This window comes from Frateuria soli (assembly GCF_021117385.1).
In the GTDB taxonomy this organism is placed as follows: Bacteria; Pseudomonadota; Gammaproteobacteria; order Xanthomonadales; family Rhodanobacteraceae; genus Frateuria_A; species Frateuria_A soli.
Genome location: NZ_CP088252.1, coordinates 3,075,006 through 3,100,511 on the forward strand (window position 1 = coordinate 3,075,006; position 25,506 = coordinate 3,100,511).

Below are 25,506 nucleotides of genomic sequence, written 5' to 3' on the forward strand. Positions count from 1 at the left end.
ACCGGAGCAGGCATGGCCCTCACCCTGATCGGCAACTACGTCTCGCCCTACGTGCGCAAGGTGCTGGTGTGCATGGAACTGAAGGGGCTGCGCTACGAGATCGACCCGATCGCGCCATTCGTCGGCAACGACGACTTCGAGCGCATGAGCCCACTGCGCCGCATTCCGGTGCTGATCGAGGACGGGCGCGTTTTCAACGATTCGTCGGTGATCTGCCAGTATCTGGAAGACAGCCGTCCGCAGCCCCCGCTCTACCCGGCCGACCCGGTCGATCGCGCACGGGCGCGCTGGCTGGAGGAGTACGCCGATACCGCGCTGGCCGACGCGCTGATCTGGCGGCTGTTCTACCAGAAGGCGATCCGCCGCCACGTGTTCGGCGAAACCGCCGACGAGGCGGTCGTGCAGGACACGCTGGAGCGGCACATCCCGCGTGCGCTCGATTACCTGGAATCGCAGTTGCCCGCCGAGGGCTTGCTGTTCGGCGACCTGTCGATCGCCGACATCGCCATCGCCTGCATGTTCAGGACGGCGGCGTTCGTCCGATTCACGATCGATGCGGCGCGATGGCCGCGCAGCGCAGGGTTCGTGGAGAGCGTGCTGGCGCTGGAACCGTTCCGCAAACTGGCCCGGCTGGAGGATGCGATGCTGCGCCAGCCGCTGGCCGGGCAACGGGCGGTGCTGGCGGCGGTGGGCGCGCCCCTGACGACGGAGACGTTCGGCACCGCAACGCCGCGGCACGGCCTGCCCCGCATGTAAGCGCGCTCGCGGGGGGCTTCAGACGGCCCTACGAACCGCGGCTCCCGAACCGCGACGCCGCCTGCTCCACCAGCCAGTCGATGAACACCCGCAACCGCGCCGGCATCTGCCGCTGTGGCGGGTAGAGCACCGTCATCGGCAACGCCGGCGGCCGGATGTCGGGCAGCAATTCGCACATGCGCCCATCGGCCAGCTCGTCGGCGATGCGGTAATGCGAGAACTGCGCGATCCCCAGCCCCGCGCGGCAGCAGGCGAGGTAGGCATCGGCACCGTTCACCGTGATGCGCCCGGGCAGCTGAAGCTCGCGACGGCGCCGCCCCGCCACGAACTCCAGCGGCTCCGGCCGGCGCGTGGTCGGCGACGCCCAGTGCACGGCATAGTGGCCGGTCTGCAGATCGGCCAGCGTCTTCGGCCTGCCGTGCCGGCGAACGTAAGCGGCGCTGGCCACGGTGACCTGTGGCAGCGTGGCGATACGCCGGCCAACCATGCCGGTGTCGCCCGGCTCGCCGACGCGCAGCGCACAGTCCACGCCCTCGCGCACCAGGTCGACGAAGCGGTCGCCGGTGCCCAGCTCCAGCTCGATCCGCGGGAAGCGTGCCAGGAATTCCGGCAAGGCGGGAACCACCAGCAGCCGCGCCAGCGCCGCCGACAGGTCCACGCGCAATCGTCCACGGGGCACCAGCCCGGCCTCGCGGAAGTCGGCTTCCACCTCGTCCACGTCGGCCAGCAGGCGCACGCAGTGCTGGTAGTAGGTCTTGCCCTCGCAGGTCACCCGCACACGGCGGGTGGTCCGCTGCAGCAGTTGCGCGCCCAGCCGCGCCTCCAGCGACTTGATGGCGTGGGTGACGGTGGCGCGCGGCAGCGCCAGGTCGTCCGCCGCGGCGGTGAAGCTTCCCAGTTCGACGATGCGGGCGTACAGCCGCATGGCATGCAGGCGATCCATTGTTGTGTTTTTTGGAAAGGTGTTGCCGATTATTGAGCATTTATCCCGAGCGCCGCTGGCGCGCACGATGCGCACACCTTCCACGGCGTAGGTTCGCCACCCCACCAGGAGCAGTCTCATGGAAACCCGTACCCTCGGCCGCAACGGCCCCAACGTTTCCGCCCTCGGCCTCGGCTGCATGGGCATGAGCGACTTCTACGGCGCCCACGACGACGCCGAGTCGATCGCCACCATCCGGCACGCACTCGATCGCGGCGTCACGCTGCTGGACACCGCGGACATGTATGGCCCGCACACCAACGAGGAACTGGTCGGCCGCGCCATCAAGGGCCGCCGCGAGCAAGCCTTCGTCGCCACCAAGTTCGGCATCGTGCGCGACCCGGCCAACCCTTCCGCGCGTGGCGTCAACGGCCGCCCGGAGTATGTGCGCGCCTCCTGCGAGGGCAGCCTCAAGCGCCTCGGCATCGAGACGATCGACCTCTACTACCAGCACCGTGTCGACCCCGGCGTGCCGATCGAGGAAACCGTCGGCGCCATGGCCGAGCTGGTGAAGGCCGGCAAGGTACGCTACCTCGGCCTGTCCGAGGCCTCCGGCCAGACCCTGACGCGCGCCTGCACGGTGCACCCGATTGCCGCGCTGCAGAGCGAGTTCTCGCTGTGGACGCGCGACCCTGAGGAGAACGGCATGCTCGCCGCCTGCCGCCGGCTCGGCGTCAGCCTGGTCGCCTACTCGCCGCTGGGGCGCGGCTTCCTCACCGGCACGATCCGCTCGCCGGACGACTTCGCGGCCGACGACTTCCGCCGCCACAATCCGCGCTTCCAGGGCGAGAATTTCGCCCGCAACCTGGCACTGGTCGACGAGGTGAAGAAGCTGGCTGCCGACAAGGGCTGCTCGCCGGCGCAACTGGCGCTGGCCTGGGTGCTGGCCCAGGGCGAGGACGTGCTGGCCATCCCCGGCACCCGCCATCGCTCGCGGCTGGACGAGAACCTGGGCGCGCTGGACGTGCGGCTGACCACGACCGAGCGCGCGGCGATCGATGCAGTGTTTCCGCCGAATGCGGCGGCGGGCGCCCGCTACGCCGGCCCGTCGATGCAGATGATCAACGCATAACCGCCAGGTCCTCCGCGTTGAAGCCCTCTCCAATCCGGGGAGAGGGTTTTGGGTGAGGGGCCGGGGTTCGCGGGCGAGCTTGTCGACGTCGGCAAGTGTGGAAGCCGGCTCCCCGCAAGCGCGACCCCTCGCCCCCGGCCCTCCCCCCGGAGGGGAGAGGGAGCAAAGCTCTACACTTGCCGCCATGAGCACCCCCGAACACTCCCCCCTCGGCAAGGCCACCGTCTACGCCGACCGCTACGACCCTTCCCTGCTGTTCCCGATCCCGCGCGAACAGAAGCGCATCGAGATCGGCGTGATCGATCCGCTGCCCTTCAGCGGCGTGGACATCTGGAACGCCTACGAGCTCTCCTGGCTCGACGCCCGCGGCAAGCCGCAGGTGGCGCTGGCCGAATTCCGCGTGCCGGCCGACTCGCCCAACATCATCGAGTCGAAGTCGTTCAAGCTGTATCTCAATGGCTTTTCGCAGGAGCGGATCGACACGGTCGCCCTGCACGACGCTCTGGTGCGTGATCTGTCGGCCGCCGCCGGTGCCCCGGTCGCGGTCACGTTGAGCGCACCCTCCGCACCGGGCCACGCGATCACCGACCTGCCCGGCGCACTGCTCGACGACCAGCCGCTCGAGATCGACGACTACGGTCCGCCCAAGCCCGGCTACCTCAGCGCCAACCACAACGCCGGGCCGGTGGAGGAAACCCTGGTCTCGCACCTGCTGCGCTCGAACTGCCCGGTGACCGGCCAGCCGGACTGGGGCAGTGTGCAGATCGCCTACCGCGGCGCACCGATCGACCACGCGGGGCTGTTGCGCTATCTGGTGTCCTTCCGGACGCACAACGAGTTCCACGAGCAGTGCGTGGAGCGGATCTTCGTCGACCTGATGGCGCGCTGCGCGCCCGAACGACTCAGCGTTTACGCGCGCTACACCCGCCGCGGCGGCCTCGATATCAACCCGTTCCGCAGCACCGACCCGACGGCCGTGCCCAGCAATCCACGCGCGGCGCGCCAATAGCAGGCAGGCTCACGCCCGGTAATCGGCGCTTCAGATCGGGGGCGCTAGCCTTTTTCGGGTGGCCGCCCTGCGGCCCCTCGACACTTGCAACGGGTACCCGCCATGAAGATCCAGACTCGCTCGCTCGCCCTGCACGGCACGGCCCTGGCCGGACTGCTGCTGCTCGCCGCCTGTGGCAAGCACGAGGACCAGGCCGCCACCACGCCGCCGGCCGCCAGCACCGTCCCGGCCCCGGCCGTGGCGCACACCGCGCCGACACCCGCCAGCTCCGCGCCGCTCCCGGCCACCAGCGGCACGGCCGCCGCGCCGGCGGCAGCCGGCACCAGCGCCGCCGTCACGCCCGCGGCCACCCACGTGTTCAAGGTCGACCAGGTGCAGATGGGCGAGTCGGTGACCGCCAGCTACAAGATCGCCAAGCCGACGACCTCTTTCGACCCTTCCCAGAACACGATCTACGCCAGTGTCGCGACCACCGGCACCACCACTGGCGCCACCCTGAGCGCGCACTTCAGTTATCTGGAGGGCAAGGGCCAGGACGTGACGACGATCAGCCAGACCATCGCCACCGACGGCCCGGCCACCACCACCTTCAAGCTGCGCAACCCGAACGACTGGCCGGCGGGCAAGTACAAGGTGGAGATCGCCATCGACGGCAAGCCGGCGGCAAGCCAGACCTTCGAGGTGAAGGCGGCCTGAGGGCACGGCACGGCTCTTGGCGTTCGCCTCCTCTCCCCTGGGGACAGGATTGAGGTGAGGAGGGCGGAGCTCGCGGGGAACCTCATCGGAGCCACGCTCCGATCAGGCACCGCCGCTCCAGTCAAGCGAACCGCAAGAGCCGCACACCTCGCCCCCGGCCCTCTCCCCGAGGGGATAGAGAACAGTTGGCCCCGCCCCGGGGGAGGGCGCAAACCCTCATTGCGTCTTGTGCGCGGCGCGCCTGAGGTCGCTCATCTGGTCGTGGCCCGAGCGCACCGAGCGGAACGTATCGGCGATCAGCGCACGGATGGGAGGACTGACGTCCCCATCCTCCAGCGCATCCTCGAACTTGTGCCTGATGTGGTCCTCGCCGCGCTCGACCTCGTCGATCACGGCGGTTTCGTCGTGCAGGCTCCGGCGCAGGTTGGTGAACATGCGGTGTGCGGAGGCCAGCACGCTGCCGTCGTCCTCGGGCGTGCCGCCCAGCTCCTCCACCTTCTGCTGCAGGCGCGTCGCCACCAGGCGGCGCTCGCTGGCACGCGTGCGGAAGGTCACGCTGAAGCGCGGGCTCTGTGTCTCGCGGGCGGCCTCGGCATAGCCTTCGGCGCTGTCGATGGTGGTTTCGATCAGGTCATTGAGTACGCGGATGTCGTGATTGTGCATGGGGATAACTCTCGCCATCGGGATGGGGCGCGGGCGGTCGATGAATGACGGGGGACCCCGCCAGACCATCGTAGGAACTCGCGGCGATGGTCCCGTGAAGCGCGACGCCATCGCGCGACAGCCACACGCACGGGTGCATGCTCGGTCCATGCAAGCGCATGCCCCGCTCCCGCCGGTGTTCGGCATCGGCCATTCCACGCACACGCTCGAAGCGTTCGTCGCGCTGCTGCAGGCGAACGCAATCGACTGCGTCGTCGACGTGCGGCGCCAGCCCGGCTCGCGCCGCTTTCCGCAGTTCGATGGGCCGGCGCTCGCCGCGTCGCTGCGGCCGCTGGACATCGACTACCTGCATCTGGCACTGCTGGGCGGACGGCGCGGACGCACTCTGGCGGCCGGCTCTTCGCCCAACGGCTTCTGGCAGAACGCGAGTTTCCGCCGCTACGCCGACTACGCCATGGGCGAGGATTTCCATGCCGGTCTGGCGCAGTTGCTGGAGCTTTCCTCGCAACGACGCTGCACGTTGATGTGCGCCGAGGTGCTGTGGTGGCGCTGCCACCGCCGGATCATCATCGACTACCTGCTTGCTGCGGGCCGTACCGCCTGCCACATCGACGGCCACGGACGCGCGGAGCCTGCGAAGATGACGCCGGCGGCCAGGCGCGATGGCGATCACCTGGTCTATCCGCCCCAGTCCTAGCGCGCGTCCAGCCGCCGCGCGACCACGGGATCGAGCGTGGCGAGGAAGGTCTCCACCTGCGTGGTGTAGCCGCCTGGCGTGCCCAGTTGTTCGTTGATCTCCCGGTGCGTGAGGTCCTCGCCCAGCACCTGCGCGCGCATGCGCAGTCTGCTGGCCTTGATCGCGAAGTTGCGCGCCTGCGGGCAGGACTCCTGCCGGCGGGTGGAGCACACCGCCAGGAACGGTACGCCACGGGACTCGAGCTGCTGCAGCGGCGAGGCTGCGCGCCAGTAGGCGGGATCGTCGCCGAAGGCCGCGTCGTACAGCGGCAGGTGCGGGCCCTGCATGATCGCCACCACGTCGAGCGCGGCACTGTCCAGCGACACCGTGCCCAGCCATGGCAGCGCGCCACGGTCGAAGGCCAGCTCCGGCTCGGCCGCCAGCAGGCCGACCAGGTGCGCGCCGGCCGAGTGGCCCATCAGGATGAAGCGGTCGCGGTCGGCGCCCCAGCCGGCGGCGCGTCCCTGCGCCACTGCCAGCGCGCGCGCCACGTCGCGCGCCTGCTCGATCGGACGCGTGCCCGGCAGCATGCGGTAGTTGGTGGAGATCAGCACGAAACCGCGCGGCACCCAGCGGGCGACCTTGTTCTCGACCACGCTGCGCATCGCCTTGTCGCCGCGCGCCCAGCCGCCACCGTGCACCATGAAGATCACTGGCGCGTGCGCGGCGCCTTGCGAGGGCAGATAGACGTCCATCCGCTGCGCCGGGTCGCCGCCATACGGCACGTCGCGCAGCACGCGCACGCCGGGCGGAAGCGTTGCCGGGGTGGTGTCCACGGCTTCCAGGCCGGCCGCGGCACGGCGCTGGGCCAGCCGCTCGCGCAGGCTGCCGGCCGTCGCCGACAGGCAGAGGGGGGCCAGCAGCACGGACAGCAGGCCGGCGCGGAAAAAGGCTTTCGTCGGTTTCATCGCATCCGCTCCTGGTTACCTGCAGTCGGAGGTCTGGCCCTGCGCGTTGGTGCAGGTGCCGGTGTGGCTGAGGCCCTCGCCGTGCGTGTAGCTGGTCTGGCCTGCGTAGGTATTGCCGTTGGCCCCTTCGACCATGCTGGCATGGTCGATCGTGCCGGCGGCGCGGGTGGTGCTGCCCTCGTAACTGCCACGCGCACCGCTGGCCCGGGTCTGATGGCTCGCCATGCGTTCGCCGTCCGCGCCACGCGTGCGGTGGCCGCTTCGGCTGAAGCTGCCGCCCGCGGCGCCCTGCCCGTTCACCGCGTGGCCGGCCTGCACCGAGCCATCCGGGTTGCGCTGCACACTGCGTTCACCCCGCACCGTTCCACCGTTGGTCCCCCGCGCCACGACGCCACCCTGCCGGGTGATCGTACCGTCGGTGCCTGCGGTGGCGCGGTGGCCGCCCGCGAGGCGGCCGTTCGCACCGGCCACGCCACTGGCGCGCGCGTGGCCCAGGCTGCCCCCGCCATCACGCACGGCACCACCGACGTGCCAGGCGCGGCGGCCTTCCGGGCCGTCGGCCAGCGTTCCGTGCGCACGAACGGCGCCACCGTCACCGGTGTGGTGAGCCACCGCACGGCGGTGCACGTCGGCCGGGGATGGCGGGGCGACAAGCAGGCAGGCAAGACCCAGCGACACGATCGACAGGCGCATGGCGGACTCCTTTTCGGTTCGAAGCGTCCGGGCTGGACGTGGGGCGATCGTGCCCGCGCCGCGGCGCCGCAGGTGTGTCGCGCACGCATGACGGTGTGAGCGGGTGTTGCCCACGCCCGTCACGGAAACATCCGTTTACAAATGCACCCGCCGCCCGCTTGCCGCCCGGGCCGCACCCACGCGATAGTCCGCGCCCATGGACCCGGCCCACATCCTGGTCGTCGACGACGACCTGCGCCTGCGCGACCTGCTGGAGCGCTACCTCGCGCAGCAGGGCCTGCGCGCGTTGGGTGCGGCCAACGCCGCCGGCATGCGTCGCGCCCTGGCCGCGCACCACGTGGACCTGATCGTGCTGGACCTGATGCTGCCCGACGCCGACGGGCTGGAGCTCTGCCGCAGCCTGCGCGCCGAAGGGGTGGACACCCCGGTGATCATGCTCACCGCCAAGGGCGACGAGGTCGATCGCATCGTCGGCCTGGAACTGGGCGCGGACGATTACCTCCCCAAGCCGTGCAACCCGCGCGAGCTGGTCGCGCGCATTCGCGCGGTGCTGCGCCGGCGCCCGCGCAGTGCGGTCGGCGCGCCGCAGGTCGAGCAGGCAAAGGTTTCGTTCGGCCGTTTCGTATTCGATCCGGCCACGCGCCAGCTAATCGACGGCGAGGCGACGGTAAGGCTCACCAGCGGCGAGTTCGCCGTGCTCGCCGCGCTGGTGGCCCATCCGTTCCAGACGCTCAGCCGGGAGCGCCTGATCGCGCTGGCGCGCGGCCGCGACCACGAGGCTTTCGACCGCAGCATCGACGTGATGGTCTCGCGCCTGCGTCGCTGCCTGGAGGACGATCCACGCCAGCCGCGCTGGCTGCAGACGGTGTGGGGCGAGGGCTACGTGTTCGTGCCCGACGGCGGCCGCGCATGAAGCGCGCGCCATCGACCTTCGCGCTGGTGCTGGTGCTGGTGGCCGCGGCGCTGTTGCTGGCGCTCGTACTGTCCAGCGCCTTGCAGCGGCGCTTCGGGCGGCAGGTGGTGAGCGACAGCTACGGCCGCCTCGCGCTCGCCACGGCGCTGGCCACCGACGAACTGGCGTCGCGTCCGCAGGACCCGGCCGCACGCCGGGTACTCGGCTCGCTGCGCCTGCTCGGCGTGCATGTAAGCGATGGGCAGCCGCCCGCATCGAGTGTGCGCCGCATCGCGCCGGCGCTGGCCGCCGTGGCACGCACGGTCGGCACCGCACTGGGCGATCCGTCGCGGGTGGTCGCCACGCAGACGCCCGATTCCCAATTGTGGGTTCGCAGCGCGCGCGATCCCGCCCGCTGGATCGTGCTGCGTACCCCCAGCTACCGCTCGCGCCTGCTCGATTCGGCACTGTCGCTCAGCGTGTTCGCCGCCCTGATCGCGCTCGCCGCCGCCGGACTGGCCGCACGCCTGGTGACCCGCCCGCTCGAACGCCTCGCCGCGCAGGCGCCGGGCCTGCTTGCCGGCGCGCCTACCGGTGCCGGGCTGGAGGGCAGCCCGCGCGAAGTGCGTCGCCTGGCCGATGCCATCGGTAACGCCGGCGAGCGACTGCGCGCCGTCGCGCGCGAGCGCGAGCTGATGCTCGCCGGCATCTCCCACGACCTGCGCACGCCGCTGGCGCGCCTGCGCTTGGCGCTGGAGCTGGGTGACGCCGGCGACCCCGTGCGCCGTGATGCCATGGTCGCCGACCTCGAGGAGCTCGACGGCGCGCTCGAGCAATGCCTGGCCTTCGTGCGCGAAGGCCGCGACGAAGCGCTGCTGCCGACGGACCTGGCCACCCTCGCCGGCCAGTTGCTCGCGCTGCGCCTGCAGCCGGACGACTGGCAACTGGAAAGTCCTGCCGAAGTCACCGTCCCGGTCCGCCCGACCCTGCTGCGCCGCGCCCTGGGCAACCTGATAGACAACGCCGAGCGCTACGGCGCGCCGCCCTTCGCGGTCACGCTGGCCCGCATGGACAAGGCCATCGAGATCCGGGTGACCGACCGCGGTTCCGGCGTGCCGCCCGGGCTGCTCGGGCGACTGGGCCAGCCTTTCCTGCGCGGCGATCCGGCCCGTGGCGGCGGCGGCAGCGGCCTGGGCCTCTCCATCGCCGCCCGCGCAGCGCATTGGCATGGCGGTGAGCTGCTGCTGGCCAACCGCACCGGTGGCGGCCTTGCCGCCACCCTGCGATTCTCCATCCCGACCTGCACCGCTGCCGCTCCCCCGGCTAGGAAACATTCCGGGGTCAGCCCGCCCTGACTGCGCGTACAATGCGGCCCAGCGGCGCCGGTTCGCCGGCGCCGCCAAGCGGGGGGACTTCCAATGAATCCTGAAACTGCGGAAGCGCCGCCAAGCTCGCTGCGCATCATCGCCCAGCGCCTGCGCGACGGCCGGCTCGCCCGGCTGGTCGCCAGCTACGGTGAATACCACGTCTCGGTGCGCCGCACCCTGCTGCTGGCGCTGACCCTGCTGTGGTGCCTGTACTGGCAGCACGTGGCCGGTCCCTCGCACTCGAGTAACGTGCTGAGCGGCGAGGCGCTGCTGCTGCGCCCGTGGGCCGAACTTTTCCTCGCGCTCAGCCTGGCCTGGATGGGCGCCGTGCGCCTGCGCGTGGTGCGCACCACCGAGTTGGTCGACGGCATCGGCGCGGCGGTGAACGTGCTGGGCATCGGCGCCTTGCTCGGGCTTGCCTGGAACCTGTGCATCTCGATGATCACGCTGCTGCCGCTGGCGACCATCATGGTCGGCACGCGCTTCGGTCGCGGCATGTTCTTCGGCTTCATGGGCGGCTCGGTACTGGTGCTTGGCCTGGCCGCGCCGCCGCACTACTGGACCGACCGACCGGCCTTCATTCCCTTCGCGCTGGTGCTGATGGTCGGCCTGCCGCTGACCGTCTATCGCCTGCTCGGCACGATCTCGGCCATCTCGCAGTCGGCCTTGCGCTCGCGCGATGCGCAAAGCCGTTTCATCGCCACCATGAGCCACGAGCTGCGCACGCCACTCAACACCGTGGTGCATGCCGCCTCGCTGATCGACACCGCCACGCTGGAAGCTTCCGACCGCCAGCTCATGCACGCGCTGCGCGCCAACGCCACCGCGCTGCTGCAGCGGGTCAACGACGTGCTCGACGTGGCGGCGATCGACGCCGGCCGCCTGCACTTCGCGCGCGAGCCGTTCCTGGTCGCCAACGTGCTGGGGCAGGTGCGCGACGTGGTTGGCCCGCTGGCGCACCAGCGCGGCGTGCGCCTGCGCACCGTGCAGGGCCGCGGCCTGGACGATGCCATGCTGGGCGACCCCGGCCGCATCGCGCAGGTGCTGATCAACCTCGGCACCAACGCGGTCAAGTTCACGCCGGCCGGCGGCGATGTCAGCATCGAACTGCGCCTGGCCGACAACGGCCTGATCCAGCCGCGCCTGCTGTGCACCGTCACCGACACCGGCAGCGGCGTGCCGGACGACATGAAGGCCCGCATCTTCGATCCGTTCTACCAGACCAGCGGCGGCCTGGTGCGCCGCCACGACGGCACCGGCCTGGGGCTGCACATCGTGCGCAGCATCTGCCAGCAGATGGGCGGCCGCGTGGCGGTCGGCGACAACCCCGGCGGCGGCAGCATCTTCACCGCGGCCATGCCGCTCGAGCGCGCCGCACCCGAGCAGGCCGTCACCGAACCGCTGGACACCGTCACCGCACTGGACGCCCATCGCGCCCGTGTTCCGGCGCTCACCTGCCTGGTGGTCGACGACAACCGTTCCAGCCGCGATACCCTCGGCCACCTGCTGCGCCGCGCCGGCCACCGGGTGATCTTCGCCGGCAGCGGCGAGGAAGGCCTGCAGGCGATGGACGGTCCGCACCGCCCGCAACTGGTGCTGCTGGACATGCACATGCCCGACCTGTCCGGCCTGGGCGTACTCGCCCGCTACCGCCACCGCCACCCGCAGGACGACACGCCGATCGTGATGCTGAGCGCCGACTCCGATCCGGAGGCCATCGAGCAGGCCCTCGCCACCGGCGCCACCGCCTACCTCACCAAACCGGTCTCGATCGAACGCCTGCTCGGTCTGCTGCGCCAGGTCGGCACCCGCGCGCCAGCCCCTCCTGCCAGCGCGCCGTCGGCCTCCGCGGCGCGCGATACGCCCCCCCGTCCGGCGGAAAGCTCGCTCGCGCTGATCTGCCGCATCGCCACGCCGGAACAGCGTCGCACCTACCTGCAGAGCTGGCAGAGCGAACTGCAGAACGACAACGAGGAACTCCTCGCCGCCCTGCGCGCGTACGACCGCACCGCCACCGCCGCCCGGCTGCACCGCCTGCAGAACGCGTTCCTCGTGATGGGGCGCAGCCAGGGCGTGGTGTTGTGCACGCAGCTGCGCGAATCCCTGCGCCAGGAGGGCGGTCTGGAACCGGCGCTGGGCGCGCTCCAGGCGGAACTCCAGGCTACGGCCCTGATGCTGCGCGACCTGCTGGCAGAAACTCCGGCACCCCGGAAAAGCGACGCCGCGGTCAAGGCCCGCCCGGCCTGACGCCGTCGCCTCGCGTTGCCGCGCGCACACCCGCGGCCGCATCGGTCGGGAGATCTGCAGTCAAAGCCAGCGCAGCAAGTGACCGTGGCACGGACGGCGGCGCGTGGCCGTCACCACGCCAGGGCTTGCCTGTGGGGTGCTGCGCAGAGCGAGGGATGGCGCGCCCGGAGGGATTCGAACCCCCGACCAATGGCTTCGGAAGCCACTACTCTATCCGGCTGAGCTACGGGCGCGTGGTGTTGCGAGGCCGCGCGGAGGATCGGTCGATCCGCGGCGGACGGGCAGTATAGCGGAGTTGGGCGGGTGGATGATGCGGTTTCCTCTCCCGTCGGGAGAGGGTGGCCGGAGGGCGGGTGAGGTTTCAGGCGGAGCGAAGGCTCGAGGCTCGACCGGACCCTCTCCCGACCCCTCTCCCGAGGGGAGAGGGGCTTTGGTGCCTGGCGTCGATGAGGACCTTGGCAAGCCTTGGCCCCTCACCCCCGACCCTCTCCCCGGAGGGGAGAGGGAGCGGAGCGGATCTGGCCCTCCGGGAAAGAGGGCGCGCAGCGGTTACAGCGGCTTGATGAGGTCGGACAGGGTGTCCGGCTTGCTGTTGTCGCGAACCAGGTGCGGGTACTTGAGCCCGTCGTGGTAGTCGATGCGGACGGTCTTGTACTCGTCGAAGTTCTTCACCAGCAGTTCGACCGGCTGACTCTTGTCCTTCGCCGCGGCAGTGACGGCGTCCTTGATGGCGTCGGCGGAGTATTCCTTGCCGTTGACCGCGACGATGGTCATGGCGGGTGCAAGGCCGGCCTTGAAGGCGGGGCCGTCCCACAGCACGTCGCCGATGCCGCCGTCCTTGCCCACCGACAGGCCCAGCGAGTAGGTCAGGTCGGCGGAATGGCGGCGCGATTCCATCGCCTTGACGGCCTTGGAGGGCTTGTCCGTATACACCAGCTTCCAGCCGTGCGAGGCAATGCCGCCGATCAGCGGACCGTGGTCGTCCAGGCGCTTGCGCAGGTAGCTGGTCCAGTCGTACGGCGCGAGGTCATTGAGCGTCTTGACCACGTCCTCGAAGGTGTAGGTGTTGACGCCCCAGTCGCCGTTGTTCATGCCGAAGAAGGCGCGCGCGAAGTCGTCGATCTTCTTCTTGCCGCGGGTGAGTTCGCGCAGCTTGCCATCGACGTCCAGCCAGATCATGGCACCGGCGGAGTAGTAGTCCTCGCTGGACTGGTAGTTGCGATACGGCAGCGGGCTGCGCTGGGCGATGGTCGGATCGTTGGTGGTGTCCTGCACGTTGCGCCAGCTCGCCAGGCCCGGACGGCCCTTGTCGTAGGTGGCGGCGACGAGGGCGAACATGTCCAGCGTCTCTTCCTTGTTCCACAGGCCCGAGCGCGCGGCGATGACGTTGCCCCAGAACTGGGTCTGGCCTTCGTACACCCACAACAGCGTGTCGCTCATCGGCACGTTGAAGTTCGGCGTGGTCAGGTCGGCGCCGCGGCGGTACTTGCCGTCCCAGGAGTGGTTGAACTCGTGCGAGAACAGGTCGCGCGCGTAGACGTTCTTGTCCCACTCGGTGAAGTAGTCCGCCGGCAGGCCGTCCTCGCTGGAGCGGTGATGCTCCAGGCCGATGCCGCTCATCTTGTCGGTGAGCGACACCAGGAAGTCGTAGTGGTCGTAGTGGTGCGCGCCGTAGAGCTTGTACATCTGCTGGATCAGCTCGCGGTGCGGCTTCAGCTGCTCGGGCTTCATCTCCAGGTACTTCGGATCATCCGCGACGAGGTTCATGAACACCGGCACCTTGGCGCCCGGGTCCAGGTCCACGCGCTTGAAGTATTTGCCCGCGAACACCGGCGAGTCGACCAGGTTGGTGTAGTCGATCGGCTTGTAGGTGACGGTGTTGCCGTCGGTGGAGGCCACCTCGAGCGCGGTGGCGGCCTTCCACCCGGCCGGGTAGGTGGCGGTGGCCTGCGACATAATGCGGTCGGTGTTGTAGCCGGCCGGATACAGGCTCATCGCGTCCCACTGCAGGTTGAGCATCTCGGGCGTCATCACGATGCGACCCTGGCTCTTGTCCTGTGGCGAGAGGAACTGGAACTGCGCTTCGACTTCGGTCGCGCCCTGCGGCACCTCGACGTGGAAGGCATAGACGTCGAGCGGATCGCGCACCCACGTCAGCACCTTGCCGTTGGCCTTGACCACCAGGCCGGCGAACTTGTCGATGGGGCCGGTCGGCGAGTGGTGGCCGGGGATCCACTGCGGATAAAGCAGCGTCAGCGGGCCGGGCTGCGCCGGAATGGTCTCGTGCACGCGGAACACGCGGTGGGCGATGTCGGTCGCGTCCACGTTGATCTTGATCGTGCCGTTGAAGGGCACGTCGCGCGGCGGCGGCACGTCGGCGAAGGCGGGCACGGCGACCAGGGCGAAGGTGGCGGCGAACAGGGCGGATGCAATGGGTCTGGTTTTCACGGAAGGCGCTCTCCGGTGGTGGTGCTCGAACTCATCCGTTCATCCTGGGGCGTAGCGCAGCGAGAGAATGTGCCGCGCGCCGGTCCTTCGACTTCGGCCCTGCGGGCCTGCGCCCAGGACGAACGGTGAGGGTGGGATGGGTTATCTGGATGGGTTACTTGCGAGGAGTGGTGATCACGGTCAGCAGGTCCTTGCCGTCGGCGCGGACCAGGTGCGGGTACTTCAGGCCGCCGTGGTAGTCCACCCTGACGGTGGTATAGACGTCCACGTTCTTGACCAGCAGCTCGACCGGCGCCTTGCTGGTCTTCGCTGCCTTGACGGCGTCCTTGAGTGCGTCGGGCGAAAAGTCCTTGCCGTTGACCGCGACGATGGTCAGGCCGGGCACCAGGCCAGCGTCGAACGCGGGGCCGTTCCACTGCACGTCGTAGATGTTGCCGTTGCCGGAGGCCGACAGGCCCAGCGAATAGGCGAGGTTGACATTGTGGCGGAGCGACTCGGCGGCCTTGGTTTCGGCGTTTGGCGTGTCGGTATAGACCAGCTTCCAGCCGCCGCGCTCGATGCCATGCTCGGGCAACTGGTCGCCGACGTAGTCCAGCCGCGTGCGCAGGAAGCTCTTCCAATCGTAGGGCTGCACCTGGTTGAGCGTGACCACCACGTCGTCGAAGGTATAGGTCTTCGTCACGTAGCTGCCGTTGTCCATGCCGAAGAAGGCGCGGGCGAAGTCGTCCAGCGAGTGCTTGCCGCCGGAGAGCGCGCGGATCTGCGTGTCCACGTCCAGCCACAGCAACTGGCCTTCGGGGTAGAAGTCGGTGCCGCGGCGCCAGTTGCCCCAGCCGCTGCCGCCGAAGTAGGTCAGCGGCGCGGCGTCGGCGGTGTCCTGCAGCGGGCGCCAGGCGCGGCCGGTGCGCGCGGACATCGCGGCCGCGATGTTGGCCATCGAGTCGCGGTACTGCGCGGCGTTCCATAGCCCTGCACGAGTGGTGAGTACACCGGCCCAGTAGTCGGTCAGGCCCTCATATACCCACAGCAGGTCGTCTTCCTCCACCGTGTTGAAGTCCGGCGCCCACAGCTTCGCCGGACGGCGGAACTTGCCGCACCATGAGTGCACGTATTCGTGCGGCATCAGGCTCGCCATCAGCGCATAGGACGTGTCGTCCACCAGCATGTCGGCCGGCAGACGGTCGTCGCTGGACTGGTGGTGCTCCAGGCCGAAATGGCCGGTGTGGTCCGACAGCGTGAGCAGGAAATCGTAGTGCTGGTAATGGTGCGCGCCGAACAGCCTGTCGGCCTGTTCGACCAGGCTGCGGTGCTGCTTGAGTTGCGCGTCGGTGAGCTTCACCTGGTCGGCCTCGTCGGCGACCACGTTGAGGTGTACCGGCACCTTGCCCTTGGGATTGAGGTCGACGCGGTTGAAGTGCTCGCCGGCGATCAATGGCGAGTCGACGAAGTCGTTGAAGCTGACCGGCTCGAAGGTGGTACTCGCGCCGTTGCGCGCCTGCACTTCCATGGCGGTGGCGAACTGCCAGCCGGCAGGAAGCGTCACGGTCGGCTGGATCCGGATCTGCCGCGTGTAGTAGCCGGCCGGATAGAACGCCACCTGGTTGAATTCCACGTCCACCAGATTCGGCGTGGACGAGGCGCTGGCACCGAACTGGCCACCCTCGCCCGGCGAGAGGAACTGGAACTGGAGCTCCAGCGCCTCGGCGCCTTCGGGCACGGTCATGTGCAATGCGTACATGTCGCGCAGATCGCGGCGCCACGGCACGCGCTTGCCGTTGGCGGTGATGACCAGGCCGGCGAGGTTGTCGATCGGGCCCGAGGGCGAGTGCTCGCCGGGGATCCACTGCGGGTAGTAGAGCGTCAATGCACCGGGGCTGGCCGGGATGGTTTCATGCACGCGGAAGATCTTCTTCGGCGCATCGGTCAGGTCCACTCTCAGCGCCAGCATGCCGGGATAGGGCTGATCGACCGGCGGCGCCTTTTCCGCCAGCGCGACGAACGACAATGCCGCGCCCAGCGCGACCACCAACAGCTTCGAACGAACCTTCTTCACCGGACTTCCCCTGACAGACGACGGTCACGCCAGGGCCGCAGTTGGCGACCCGCTATCCGACGTGACAGTCACCCGATGGTAGGACGAAGGTCACGCCCCTCCCCCTGCCAGAGGTCACGGCGGACGCCGCCTTCTCGCCGTCGGTGCGGCACATGCGCGAAGGCCCCCGCATGCGCGGAGGCCTTCGGCAACATCGGCGTTGGCGCGGCGTCAGCCGTTGGCCTTCTGGCGCCCCAGCTGACTGTTGCGCATGCCATAGGCGAAGTAGATCACCAGGCCGATGCCCATCCAGATCAGGAAGCGCCAGATGGTGACCATGTCCAGGCCACCGATCATGTGGAAGCGGCCTTCGGTAACCCAGGGCCAGCCGATGATCAGGAACAGCGAGAACACGATGCCCAGCGGAGCGAGCAGCCACAGCGCCGGGGTGCGGAAGCGGCGCTCCAGGTTGGGCTGGGTGATGCGCAGGATGAGCACCGAGGCGCAGATCACGATGAACGCCGACAGCGTACCGATGTTCACCAGTTCGGCCAGCTCGCGGATCGGCAGCAGGCCGGCGGCCAGCGCGGTGAAGATGCCCAGCAGCAGGGTCGGGCGATACGGCGTGCCGTATTTCGGATGCACCTTGGCGAACCAGCGCGGCAGCAGGCCGTCGCGGGCGAGCGCGAACCAGATGCGCGCGGCGCCGAGCATGAAGGCAAACACCACCGAGGCGATGCCGCACACCGCGGCCAGGTCGATGATGCCGCTGACCCAGTGCAGCCCGCGCGCCTCGAACACGGCACTGACCGGCGCCTGGCTGGCGAGGATCATTCCGCTGGTGCACTGGCCGGCGGCCTGCGTGGCATCCACGCAGCCGTTGTAGGGCACCATGCCGGTGAGGATCAGCGAGATCGCCAGGTACATCACCATCGAGATGCCCAGCGAGGCGATCACCGCCAGCGGCAGGTCGCGCTGCGGGTTCTTCGACTCCTCCGCCGCGGTGGTCAGCGTGTCGTAGCCGAACACGGCGAAGAACACGATGCTGGCAGCGGCCAGCACGCCGTCCCAGCCGTAGCGGGTGCCGCCGGTCGCGAGCGGATCGTGGATGAGGTCGGGGATGAAAGGGGTCCAGTTGGACGCATGCACGAAGAAGGCGCCCACCACGATGACCACCAGTACGCCGATCACCTTCATGGTCACCACGATGGTGTTGAAGCGCGCGCCGATCTCGGTGCGCATGATCTGGATCCAGGAGATGCCCAGGGCCACGATCACCGCGATCAGGTTGACCACCTTGCCGCTGCCCGGCTGTGCCGGATCGTAGGCGCCCTGCAGCCAGACCGGCAGTTGCAGGCCGGTGACCTGGATGATCAGCGATTGCAGGTAGTTGGATGTACCGGCCGCCACCACGCCCACGATCAGCGCGTACTCGACCAGCAGGTCCCAGCCGATGATCCACGCGGGCAGCTCGCCCAGCACGGCATAGCCGTAGGTGTAGGCGCTGCCGGTGACCGGAATCATGCCGGCGAACTCGGCGTAGGCCAGCGCGGCGCAGGCGCTGCCGATGCCGGCGACCAGGAAGCTCAGGATGATCGCGGGGCCGGCATTGAGCGCCGCTTCATTGGGCGCCAGCACGAATACGCCGACGCCGACAATGGCGCCCACGCCAATGGCGGTGAGCTGCCATACACCCATGGTGCGGCGGAAATCCTTCGACCCGCCAGCCTCGGACTGCAGTTGTTGAACCGACTTGCGGCGTACCAGCCTGGAAAGAAATCCCATCGGGTATCCCCTTGAAAACAAGCACCGATCATAACGTGGAGCTTGCAAGTGGCTGCAACCCGTGGTTGGGTGGTGGCGTCCGTCGGGCCGTTCCGGACGCACATCGGCGGCATCGGCGGCGCCATTCCAACGCGGCATCCGGGCCACGGCGAGCTTGAGGGCATTAAGAAACGGAGTCCTCCCGACGCCCCCTGTAGGAGCGCACCCTGTGCGCGACCGTGTGACGTGGCGGTCGCGCACAGGGTGCGCTCCTACAGCGGATCCCAAACGGGCCTGCAAGTCTGAGGTCAGTGCCCCATGGTGCTAGCCGTATGGTCTTTCGCGCTTACCTCCGGCACCGTGGCAAACGGGCGAGCCGGAGCGATCCAGGGCAACGCCAGCGCGGAGATGCCGAAGACCACCAGCATCGCGGCGCCGGCCCGGGGATCGAGCTGGACCACGCCGAACCAGCGGCCGCTCGCCCATGGCACCAGCGCCGTGGCGAGCACGCGGAGCGCCTCGAACCAGCACGCCGCGCGCCGCCCTTCCATCAACGCACCGAGCACGGTGAGGCTGGCGACCAGGTAGGCCGCGTAAGCCAGCAGCGTCGACAGGCTGGCAGTGGCGCCGAGGGCGAGGAAGTGCGTGGCCATGCCCAGCAGCAGCGCGAACTGCAGCAGGCAGTAGGCGGCAAGTGCGCGCGACATCGGCGGGTCGAAGCGTTCGCGGTGGATGTCGAAGGCCGGCTTGGGAAAACGCGCGGCCACGTCGGCCGGACGCCAGCCCGGCGGCTTGAGCCAGACGAGCAGCTTGTCGCGCCAGCGGCGCGCGTGCCAGGCGTCCTTCGCCGCCGCCCAGTACACCTCGACGTTCGCCCACAGCGGGTTCCAGCTGCGCAGCGGTGCACGGGTGCCGTACACCGGCGGGTCGGCGGCGTCCTCCTCGACGAAGGTGCCGAACAGGCGGTCCCACAGACTCAGGATGCCGCCGTAGTTGCGGTCCAGGTAGCGATCGTTCACCGCGTGGTGCGCGCGGTGGTTGGACGGCGAGCAGAACACGCGGTCGAACCAGCCCAGTCGGCCGACCTGCTCGGTGTGCACCCAGAACTGGTAGAGCAGGTCGACCAGCGCCACCATCACGAACACCTCGGTCGGGATGCCGGCCAGCGCCATCGGCAGATAGAACAGCCAGCCCAGCAGCACGCCGCTGCCGGTCTGGCGCAGCGCGGTGGAGAGGTTGTAGTGCTCGCTCTGGTGGTGGACCACGTGCGCGGCCTAGAGGATGTTCACCTCGTGCCCGGCGCGGTGGAGCCAGTAGTACAGGAAGTCGTAGGCGAGCAGCGCGACCACCCATACCGCGATGCTGTCGGCAGGCAGGTGGAAGGGCGCAATGTGCGTCGCCACCCAGGCGTAGATGCCGATCGAGAGCAGCTTGCCGAATACGCCGGCGATCTGCGAGATCACGCCCAACCCGATGCTGCTGACCGCATCGCCGGTTCCATAGGCCACGCGGCCACGCCAGCGCGCCACGAGCAGCTCCAGGCCGATCAGGGCGAAAAACACCGGCGTGGCCCAGGTGATGACGGTCTCCTGCAGGTGCATGGCGCTGGCGGCGACCTCCGATGGCGGTCCAGGTACGCATCCTATCGCGCGCGCGGCACCTGGACATGGCTCGCGCCAGCGTGCGGTTCGGGAGTCCCGCAGTGTGGTTCCGGCCGATCCGGACCACCCGGTTGATACGGACGGCCATCCCTTTGTCCGGGTACAGAAAAAGAAAAAGAACGCCGGAGCAAGCTCCGGCGTTCTTGTCTACCAGGCTGTGGACAGCTTAGTAGTCGTAGCTCACACCGAACCGCACGTAGCGCGGCTGCGACATGCCCTGGGTCAGGCGGTAGGCGCCCGAGTTGTAGTCAGGCAGGACCATCGTCTGCTTCTGCTCGTTGAACACGTTGAAGACGTTCATGCTGAAGGCGAGCTTCTTGTCCGCGAACGACGGACGATACTCCACGCCAAGCGACAGACGCTTCTGCCACGACAGATCGCCGGCCGAACCCGCCGGAGCCGGGACGCCACCACACCAATGGTAGTAGTCGCCCTGGTAGGCCGGGTAGCTGCCGTCGGTGCCGTAGGCGCCCAGGCAGGAGGTCGGCGAACCGGACATCACGGTCAGCTGACCGGACACGTTCCATTCCGGCGTCAGCTGGTAGCCACCGTAGATCTTCAGCTGGTGGGTACGGTCGTTGGACAGGCGGCCATTGGCGTATTCCATCAGCGACGGGTAATCCCAGTCCTGGGTGGCGCCGATGTCGTCCTGGCCAATGTCCGACTTGACCTGGCCTTCCGTGTTGCCGTAGCTGCGCGAGAAGGTGTAGTCCACACGACCCCACCAGGTACCGTCGAACGGATGGTCGAGGTACAAGGTCAGGGCGTAGTAGTCGCGCTTGGCATGCTGGTAACCCAGCTGGTCGGAGGTCAGCGTGAGCTGGCCGTAACCTCCGTTGCCGTCAGGCAGCTGGAAGGTCGCACCGCGGCCCGGGTTGAAGAAGTAGCAACCACGCAGGCCAGACGTATCCAGACCCTGCGCATCCGCTGCGTCGAAGAACAGCTGGTAGTTGCAGGTGTCGTCGATCGCGTTCTTCAGGCTGCGGTAGGTCGCCTTGGCACCGTAGGTCCAGGCATCGTTGAGCTGCTTGTCGAAGCCGAGGATGTACTCGTCCTGGTACTGCGCCGTCAGCGACTTGGCGGTGACCGTGTTCGGATCAGGCGCCTGGCCGTACTCGTTGTTGGACGAGATCTGCGCACCAGGGCCGTTGACCGTGTTCATCGGGGTCAGGCCGGTCGGGTAGCCGGTGTTCGGGTCGATGCCGGTGTAGGTGTAGTACACGCGGGTGTACAGCGAGGCGGACGCACCACGCAGCGCCACGCTGGTCGGCAGCGCAAGGTAGTAGCGGCCGGCGTTGCCGTAGACCTTGAAGCTCGAATCACCGTTGACGTCCCAGCTGAAGCCCAGGCGCGGGGCCCACTGCGGCTTGGTCTGGGTCAGGTAGGCGTCGCCTTCGCTGTTGTAGTTGGTGAACTGGTCGTTGCGCAGGCCGAGCTTGACCAGCCAGCGGTCGTTGATCTGCCAGCTGTCCTCGATGTACTGAGCGCGCTGCTTGACCTCGACCGAACCACCGGTGCGGTAGCGATACTGGGCCACGTAGTAGCCGCCCGCGCCGCCCGGGTAGGTGCCGGTCGCGTCGACCTGGCCAGCTTCCAGGCGCTCGGTGTCGGACTGGGCCTTGCCGTACTGCCACAGGTAGCCCGCGTCGGCCGGGATGTACGTGCCGTCGTTCAGGTCCTGCGTGCGCTGGTTGTCGATACCGGCGGTGATCGTGTGGTCACCCAGCGTGTAGGTCACATCGAAGCGGTAGTTCGTGCCCTTGGTCTGGTGCGCCGGATCGATCGAGGTGGCGACCGTCTGGGTATTGCGGATACCACCGGTCGGCGCGTAGGCCGGGTTCTGGCGGGTCGCACCGGCAATGTAGATCAGGCTCGGATCGAAGTCGGACAGCTCCGTGTAGAGGTCGGTCTTCTGCTCGCCGTACTGGGCGCTGATCACCAGGTCGTCGGTGATGTAGCCGGTGTACTTGGCGATCCACATTTCGGCCGCGGTCTTGGTGTGCGTGTCCGTGTTCAGGTATTCACCGCGGGTTGCGGTGTCACTGTCGTACGCGTAGACGTTGCCGTTGTACTCGTGCTTGGTCGACGCGCCGGTCAGCTCGAGGATGTGGTTGTCGGTGATGTTCCAGTCGAGCTTGGCGTACCACTTCGGATCGTGGAAGGTCTGAGTGGTCATGGTGCCGGAGGAGGCCGCGGCGACGTTGTCGCCGGTGGTCTTCTCGCCTTCCACCGACGCGAACATGAACAGCTTGTCCTGGATCAGCGGACCGCCGGCGTAGGCGCTCACGGTCGTGACCGTGCTCTTGTTGTCCTTGCGGTAGCGGTACAGCGAACCGTCTTCCGGGAAGTACCAGTTGTCCGGGTCCGAACGCAGCGACTTGGGCGTCCACTGCACCTGGGCACCGAAGTGCCATTCGTTGGTGCCGCGCTTGCCGATCTGGTTGATCACGCCGCCATCGGAGCGGCCATAGGCGGCGCCGTAGCCGCCGGTGAGGATTTCCTGCTGCTCGATCGAGCCGTACGGCAGGGTGATGCCGCCCAGACCCTGAAGCGGGTCGGTGACGTTCATGCCGTTGATGTAGTAGGCGTTCTCGCTGACCGACGCGCCGGCGAAGGAGACCAGGGTGTTGCCGGTGGCGTTGCTGGCGAAATAGCCGCTGCCCTCCACCACGCCGGGGGCCAGCAAGGCGATGCTCTCGGCCGAGCGGGCCAGCGGCAGCTGCGCCAGCTGCTGGGCGGTGATGACCGTGCGCGAATCCACGCCGGTCACGTCAATCGTCGGCAGCGCGTTGGCGCTGACGGTGATGGCGGACAGGTTCTGGGCATCGGCCGAGCCCGCCGCGGCGAACGAGACCTGGGTGCCGGCACCCACGCGCAGGGTGACGTTCTTGCGCGAGTCGACGTCCTGGCCGTTCTGGCGCAGGGTGACGGTGTACTCGCCCAGCGGCAGCTGGTTGGCGACGAAATGACCGGACGCATCGACCGCGACTTCGCGCGAGAAGCCGGTGTTGTTCTGGATCAGGACGGTTTCGCCCTGGGCAGCCGGTGCATCGCCGAAGATGCTGCCGGTGGTCGCCTGCGCGAAAGCGAGGCCGGTAAAGCCCATGCTCAAGGCAATGGCTAGGGCCGTCCGGCGGATCGCCGGGCGATTGGCAACTTGCAAGTTCATGCAATAACTCCCCAAAACCTGTTTTGGATGTAAGGACTGAGGCCATCTCACGCCCCGTGACAACGAGCACAATCGTCCATCCGCGTCCAAAAACGGTTCACAAGGAGTGCCTGGGAGAAGCCGGCAACCGCATAGGGGGATCGGTGCCGGCGAGACAGGCTTTGTGGGGAAGCGGGGCTCGTTTGACTGAACCTTAAGGTGCCCACAGCAAAAATTCAACAATTGGTCCATGAGCGCCATTGATGCACGGCGACGAATCCCAGCGCGGAGTCGTCGGTAAAGAAGGCATCGATGCCGGTTTCCAGGTGCCTGCGGATCTCCGCGATCGAACCCTCCGGGTGGCGCGTGCGGGGGTCGGCGCCAAGCCACAGCGCGCGCGGGAGAAACACGTTTTCCGGCCGGAAGGTCCAGGCGTGCACTTCGAGCCCGGCCGCATGGGCATCGCGGACCAGCGACGTGGGCGGGCCGAGGCGGCCATCGCCCTGCAGCGGCAGGATCGCGCGCGCTTTCGGCCCGATCGCGTCGGCCCAGGTCGCCACCTCGCGCAGGCCGGCCGGCGTGAGCAGGTCCGCGTAGCGCAGATGGCCGCCCGCGACGGCGACGTCCCACGGCTGCGCCTGCGGCTCGTCGATGAGCTGCAGCAGGCGCACGTTGGGCCGGTCGCCCAGGCGGGCGCGCAGCGCGCGCAGGTTGGCCAGCTCGAAGGACTGGATCACCACCGGCCCGTGGCGCGTGCAGGCGTGCGCTGCAAGCGTATCGAGCAGGCGCTGCTCCATCGGCAGGCCCTGGCGCTGGAACCAGGTGCCGTGCTTGATCTCCGGGATCAGCCCGACCACCCGGCCCTGGCGCGCGCCCTCGGTCGCCAGCAGTTCGATGGTCTCCTCAAGCGTGGCGATCGGATGCTGCCCGTCGTGGGCGGTGCCGCGCAGGTCGGGCAGGCGCTCGCGGGTGCGCAGGGTCTTGAGCTCGGCGAGGGTGAAGTCCTCGGTGAACCAGCCTTCGACGGCCACGCCGTCGATCTGCTTGCACGTGCGCCGCGACGCGAAGCGCGGGTGCGCGGCCACGTCGGTGGTCGCGCTGATCTCGTTTTCGTGCCGGGCGACCAGCACGCCGTCGCGGGTCATGACCAGGTCCGGCTCGATCAGGTCGGCGCCATCGGCGATGGCGCGCGCATAGGCGGCCAGCGTGTGTTCGGGCAGGTGCGCGTTGGCGCCGCGGTGGGCGATGACCAGAGGGCGCGGGACGAGGGGGCGTTCGCTCATGGGGCGCGGTTCGCGGGGCGGGCTGGAGGCCAGCCTACGCGCCGGGTCAGAGCCTGAGGTAGAGCCGGCGCCGGTCCATCGCCCACACGATGGCCCACCACAACGCCACGAAGGCGATCGCCCATGTCAGCGAGGCGATCCACGGCCCGGCCAGCGGCGTGATCCAGCGGGCGAACAGATGCCGGTACAGCGGCTCCTGCCAGCCCAGCGCGGGCAGCGCGATCTGCATCAGCTCGGCGCCGGCGTAGGCGGCGATCGCGTTCATGCCGAAGCGGCGGCCCAGCGGTGGCCAGCCGCGCGCGTCGACGAGCCGGTGGAAAGCCAGCAGTGCCAGCATGGCCCAGCCTCCGGTCCACAGCACGAACGAGGGCGTCCACAGGTTCTTGTTGAGCGGCATCCACTGTGACCAGACCGCACCGAGCGCCAGTGCGGTGACGCCGGCAACGAGCAGTCGGCCCGGCTGTCGCTCACGCAGCCACACCCCCGCGCACAGGCCGAACAGGCCGCTGGCGATCGCCGGCAGGGTGGCGGGCAGGCCTTCCGGGTCATGTACCTGGCCAGTGACGGGGTTGTGGTCCCACACGTACCGGCCGAACACCGCGCCATCGATGCGGTCGACGATGTTGTCCCATTCGCCCAGGGTGCCGCCTGCCAGCAGCAGGACGGTGTAACCGGCCAGCAGCGCCGCGATGGCGAGCGACCACACGCGGCGCGGCGTGTAGATCGCGAACGCCGCCACCACGGCGAAGCACACGCCGATGCGCTGCAGCACGCCCGGCCAGCGCATTTCGCGCCCCGGCAGCCACCATGCCGCCAGCGCGTTGATCGCCAGGCCCAGCGCGAGGATGCGCAGGGCTCGCCACAGCGCCGCGCCGCGCAGCCGCCCGGGTGCCACGCCCTGCTCCAGCCGCGGCAGGATCGCCAGCGCCACGGACACGCCCATCACGAACAGGAAGAACGGGAACACCAGGTCGGTCGGCGTGCAGCCGTGCCAGGCGGCGTGTTCCAGCGGCCAGTAGACGTGGCCCCAGTCGCCCGGATCGTTGACCAGCAACATCGCCGCCACGGTGCAGCCGCGCAGGGCATCCACCGAGGCCAGCCGGCCGGCCTGGCCGCTTGCGCTCACGCCTTGCCGCCGTGGCAGGCGCG

20 protein-coding genes and 1 tRNA gene are annotated in these 25,506 nt (G+C 68.9%); 8 read left to right on the top strand and 13 right to left on the bottom strand.

What is annotated here, in order from left to right:
* The first annotated feature begins 12 nt into the window (after nucleotides 1–12).
* The gene (locus LQ771_RS14120) at nucleotides 13–756 is read left to right on the top strand and encodes a glutathione S-transferase family protein (RefSeq protein ID WP_231350027.1); all 744 of its coding nucleotides are present in this window, start codon (nucleotides 13–15) and stop codon (nucleotides 754–756) included.
* A gap of 28 nt (nucleotides 757–784) precedes the next feature.
* Here the strand turns inward: LQ771_RS14120 and LQ771_RS14125 are convergent, their stop codons facing one another.
* Nucleotides 785–1,699 (bottom strand): LysR family transcriptional regulator, encoded by a 915-nt coding sequence (locus LQ771_RS14125; RefSeq protein ID WP_231350028.1) that lies wholly within the window; start codon nucleotides 1,697–1,699, stop codon nucleotides 785–787.
* 118 nt (nucleotides 1,700–1,817) lie between these two features.
* On the opposite strand from LQ771_RS14125, the gene LQ771_RS14130 reads away from it, so the two are divergent.
* The 3 genes from LQ771_RS14130 (at nucleotide 1,818) to LQ771_RS14140 (ending at nucleotide 4,515) form a co-directional block, all read left to right on the top strand.
* On the top strand, nucleotides 1,818–2,810 hold the full coding sequence (locus LQ771_RS14130) for an aldo/keto reductase (RefSeq protein WP_231350029.1): 993 nt from the start codon (nucleotides 1,818–1,820) through the stop codon (nucleotides 2,808–2,810).
* A 184-nt stretch (nucleotides 2,811–2,994) separates the two neighbouring features.
* Nucleotides 2,995–3,819: an NADPH-dependent 7-cyano-7-deazaguanine reductase QueF gene (gene queF, locus LQ771_RS14135; RefSeq protein ID WP_231350030.1), complete on the top strand. Its 825-nt coding sequence runs from the start codon at nucleotides 2,995–2,997 to the stop codon at nucleotides 3,817–3,819.
* A gap of 102 nt (nucleotides 3,820–3,921) precedes the next feature.
* The gene (locus tag LQ771_RS14140; protein WP_231350031.1) at nucleotides 3,922–4,515 is read left to right on the top strand and encodes a hypothetical protein; all 594 of its coding nucleotides are present in this window, start codon (nucleotides 3,922–3,924) and stop codon (nucleotides 4,513–4,515) included.
* Between the two features lie 216 nt (nucleotides 4,516–4,731).
* On the opposite strand, the gene LQ771_RS14145 is transcribed toward LQ771_RS14140, so the two are convergent.
* Nucleotides 4,732–5,178, bottom strand: coding sequence for a PA2169 family four-helix-bundle protein (locus LQ771_RS14145; RefSeq protein ID WP_231350032.1), 447 nt, complete (start codon nucleotides 5,176–5,178; stop codon nucleotides 4,732–4,734).
* A gap of 148 nt (nucleotides 5,179–5,326) precedes the next feature.
* On the opposite strand from LQ771_RS14145, the gene LQ771_RS14150 reads away from it, so the two are divergent.
* Entirely contained in the window at nucleotides 5,327–5,875 is a 549-nt protein-coding gene (locus LQ771_RS14150; protein WP_231350033.1) for a DUF488 domain-containing protein, read from the top strand.
* Here LQ771_RS14150 and LQ771_RS14155 read toward each other — a convergent pair.
* Entirely contained in the window at nucleotides 5,872–6,822 is a 951-nt protein-coding gene (locus tag LQ771_RS14155) for an alpha/beta hydrolase (protein WP_231350034.1), read from the bottom strand. The two genes, LQ771_RS14150 and LQ771_RS14155, sit on opposite strands and share 4 nt — an antisense overlap.
* Before the next feature lie 15 nt (nucleotides 6,823–6,837).
* Nucleotides 6,838–7,515 (bottom strand): hypothetical protein, encoded by a 678-nt coding sequence (locus LQ771_RS14160; RefSeq protein WP_231350035.1) that lies wholly within the window; start codon nucleotides 7,513–7,515, stop codon nucleotides 6,838–6,840.
* A gap of 196 nt (nucleotides 7,516–7,711) precedes the next feature.
* Here LQ771_RS14160 and ompR point away from each other — a divergent pair, with 196 nt between their 5' ends.
* The 3 genes from ompR (at nucleotide 7,712) to LQ771_RS14175 (ending at nucleotide 12,021) form a co-directional block, all read left to right on the top strand.
* On the top strand, nucleotides 7,712–8,428 hold the full coding sequence (gene ompR / locus LQ771_RS14165) for an osmolarity response regulator transcription factor OmpR (protein WP_231350036.1): 717 nt from the start codon (nucleotides 7,712–7,714) through the stop codon (nucleotides 8,426–8,428).
* Nucleotides 8,425–9,762 carry an ATP-binding protein gene (locus LQ771_RS14170; protein ID WP_231350037.1) on the top strand — a complete coding sequence of 446 codons (1,338 nt, stop codon included), beginning with the start codon at nucleotides 8,425–8,427 and terminating at the stop codon, nucleotides 9,760–9,762. The genes ompR and LQ771_RS14170 overlap by 4 nt, the downstream gene beginning before the upstream one ends.
* A 63-nt stretch (nucleotides 9,763–9,825) precedes the next feature.
* Nucleotides 9,826–12,021 carry an ATP-binding protein gene (locus LQ771_RS14175; protein ID WP_231350038.1) on the top strand — a complete coding sequence of 732 codons (2,196 nt, stop codon included), beginning with the start codon at nucleotides 9,826–9,828 and terminating at the stop codon, nucleotides 12,019–12,021.
* Nucleotides 12,022–12,177: 156 nt separating this feature from the next.
* Here the strand turns inward: LQ771_RS14175 and LQ771_RS14180 are convergent.
* The 9 genes from LQ771_RS14180 to LQ771_RS14215 form a co-directional block, all read right to left on the bottom strand.
* Nucleotides 12,178–12,254 (bottom strand) — tRNA-Arg (locus LQ771_RS14180).
* Nucleotides 12,255–12,570: 316 nt separating this feature from the next.
* Nucleotides 12,571–14,469, bottom strand: a complete 1,899-nt coding sequence (locus LQ771_RS14185; RefSeq protein ID WP_231350039.1) for a M61 family metallopeptidase — start codon at nucleotides 14,467–14,469, stop codon at nucleotides 12,571–12,573.
* A gap of 154 nt (nucleotides 14,470–14,623) precedes the next feature.
* Nucleotides 14,624–16,522: a M61 family metallopeptidase gene (locus tag LQ771_RS14190; RefSeq protein WP_338030341.1), complete on the bottom strand. Its 1,899-nt coding sequence runs from the start codon at nucleotides 16,520–16,522 to the stop codon at nucleotides 14,624–14,626.
* A gap of 210 nt (nucleotides 16,523–16,732) precedes the next feature.
* Nucleotides 16,733–18,286, bottom strand: coding sequence for an amino acid permease (locus LQ771_RS14195; RefSeq protein ID WP_231350040.1), 1,554 nt, complete (start codon nucleotides 18,284–18,286; stop codon nucleotides 16,733–16,735).
* Nucleotides 18,287–18,573: 287 nt separating this feature from the next.
* Complete coding sequence (locus tag LQ771_RS14200) at nucleotides 18,574–19,530, bottom strand: sterol desaturase family protein (RefSeq protein WP_338030342.1); 957 nt, start codon at nucleotides 19,528–19,530, stop codon at nucleotides 18,574–18,576.
* 9 nt (nucleotides 19,531–19,539) lie between these two features.
* Entirely contained in the window at nucleotides 19,540–19,866 is a 327-nt protein-coding gene (locus LQ771_RS16025) for a hypothetical protein (protein WP_338030343.1), read from the bottom strand.
* A gap of 226 nt (nucleotides 19,867–20,092) precedes the next feature.
* The gene (locus LQ771_RS14205) at nucleotides 20,093–23,095 is read right to left on the bottom strand and encodes a TonB-dependent receptor (protein ID WP_231350041.1); all 3,003 of its coding nucleotides are present in this window, start codon (nucleotides 23,093–23,095) and stop codon (nucleotides 20,093–20,095) included.
* A 215-nt stretch (nucleotides 23,096–23,310) separates the two neighbouring features.
* Nucleotides 23,311–24,357, bottom strand: a complete 1,047-nt coding sequence (locus LQ771_RS14210; protein ID WP_231350042.1) for a glycerophosphodiester phosphodiesterase — start codon at nucleotides 24,355–24,357, stop codon at nucleotides 23,311–23,313.
* A gap of 46 nt (nucleotides 24,358–24,403) precedes the next feature.
* Complete coding sequence (locus LQ771_RS14215) at nucleotides 24,404–25,483, bottom strand: acyltransferase family protein (protein ID WP_255674188.1); 1,080 nt, start codon at nucleotides 25,481–25,483, stop codon at nucleotides 24,404–24,406.
* Between the last annotated feature and the right edge of the window lie 23 nt (nucleotides 25,484–25,506).

What these genes read in the sequence shown, in the direction of transcription:
- LQ771_RS14125 (WP_231350028.1), bottom strand. Translation starts at nt 1,699, where the DNA reads ATGGATCGCCTGCATGCCATGCGGCTGTACGCCCGCATCGTCGAACTG.
- LQ771_RS14195 (WP_231350040.1), bottom strand. Translation starts at nt 18,286, where the DNA reads ATGGGATTTCTTTCCAGGCTGGTACGCCGCAAGTCGGTTCAACAACTG.
- LQ771_RS14205 (WP_231350041.1), bottom strand. Translation starts at nt 23,095, where the DNA reads ATGAACTTGCAAGTTGCCAATCGCCCGGCGATCCGCCGGACGGCCCTA.
- LQ771_RS14170 (WP_231350037.1), top strand. Translation starts at nt 8,425, where the DNA reads ATGAAGCGCGCGCCATCGACCTTCGCGCTGGTGCTGGTGCTGGTGGCC.
- LQ771_RS14210 (WP_231350042.1), bottom strand. Translation starts at nt 24,357, where the DNA reads ATGAGCGAACGCCCCCTCGTCCCGCGCCCTCTGGTCATCGCCCACCGC.
- LQ771_RS14140 (WP_231350031.1), top strand. Translation starts at nt 3,922, where the DNA reads ATGAAGATCCAGACTCGCTCGCTCGCCCTGCACGGCACGGCCCTGGCC.
- LQ771_RS14145 (WP_231350032.1), bottom strand. Translation starts at nt 5,178, where the DNA reads ATGCACAATCACGACATCCGCGTACTCAATGACCTGATCGAAACCACC.
- LQ771_RS14150 (WP_231350033.1), top strand. Translation starts at nt 5,327, where the DNA reads ATGCAAGCGCATGCCCCGCTCCCGCCGGTGTTCGGCATCGGCCATTCC.
- LQ771_RS16025 (WP_338030343.1), bottom strand. Translation starts at nt 19,866, where the DNA reads ATGCACCTGCAGGAGACCGTCATCACCTGGGCCACGCCGGTGTTTTTC.
- LQ771_RS14175 (WP_231350038.1), top strand. Translation starts at nt 9,826, where the DNA reads ATGAATCCTGAAACTGCGGAAGCGCCGCCAAGCTCGCTGCGCATCATC.
- LQ771_RS14120 (WP_231350027.1), top strand. Translation starts at nt 13, where the DNA reads ATGGCCCTCACCCTGATCGGCAACTACGTCTCGCCCTACGTGCGCAAG.
- ompR (WP_231350036.1), top strand. Translation starts at nt 7,712, where the DNA reads ATGGACCCGGCCCACATCCTGGTCGTCGACGACGACCTGCGCCTGCGC.
- LQ771_RS14130 (WP_231350029.1), top strand. Translation starts at nt 1,818, where the DNA reads ATGGAAACCCGTACCCTCGGCCGCAACGGCCCCAACGTTTCCGCCCTC.
- LQ771_RS14155 (WP_231350034.1), bottom strand. Translation starts at nt 6,822, where the DNA reads ATGAAACCGACGAAAGCCTTTTTCCGCGCCGGCCTGCTGTCCGTGCTG.
- LQ771_RS14160 (WP_231350035.1), bottom strand. Translation starts at nt 7,515, where the DNA reads ATGCGCCTGTCGATCGTGTCGCTGGGTCTTGCCTGCCTGCTTGTCGCC.
- queF (WP_231350030.1), top strand. Translation starts at nt 2,995, where the DNA reads ATGAGCACCCCCGAACACTCCCCCCTCGGCAAGGCCACCGTCTACGCC.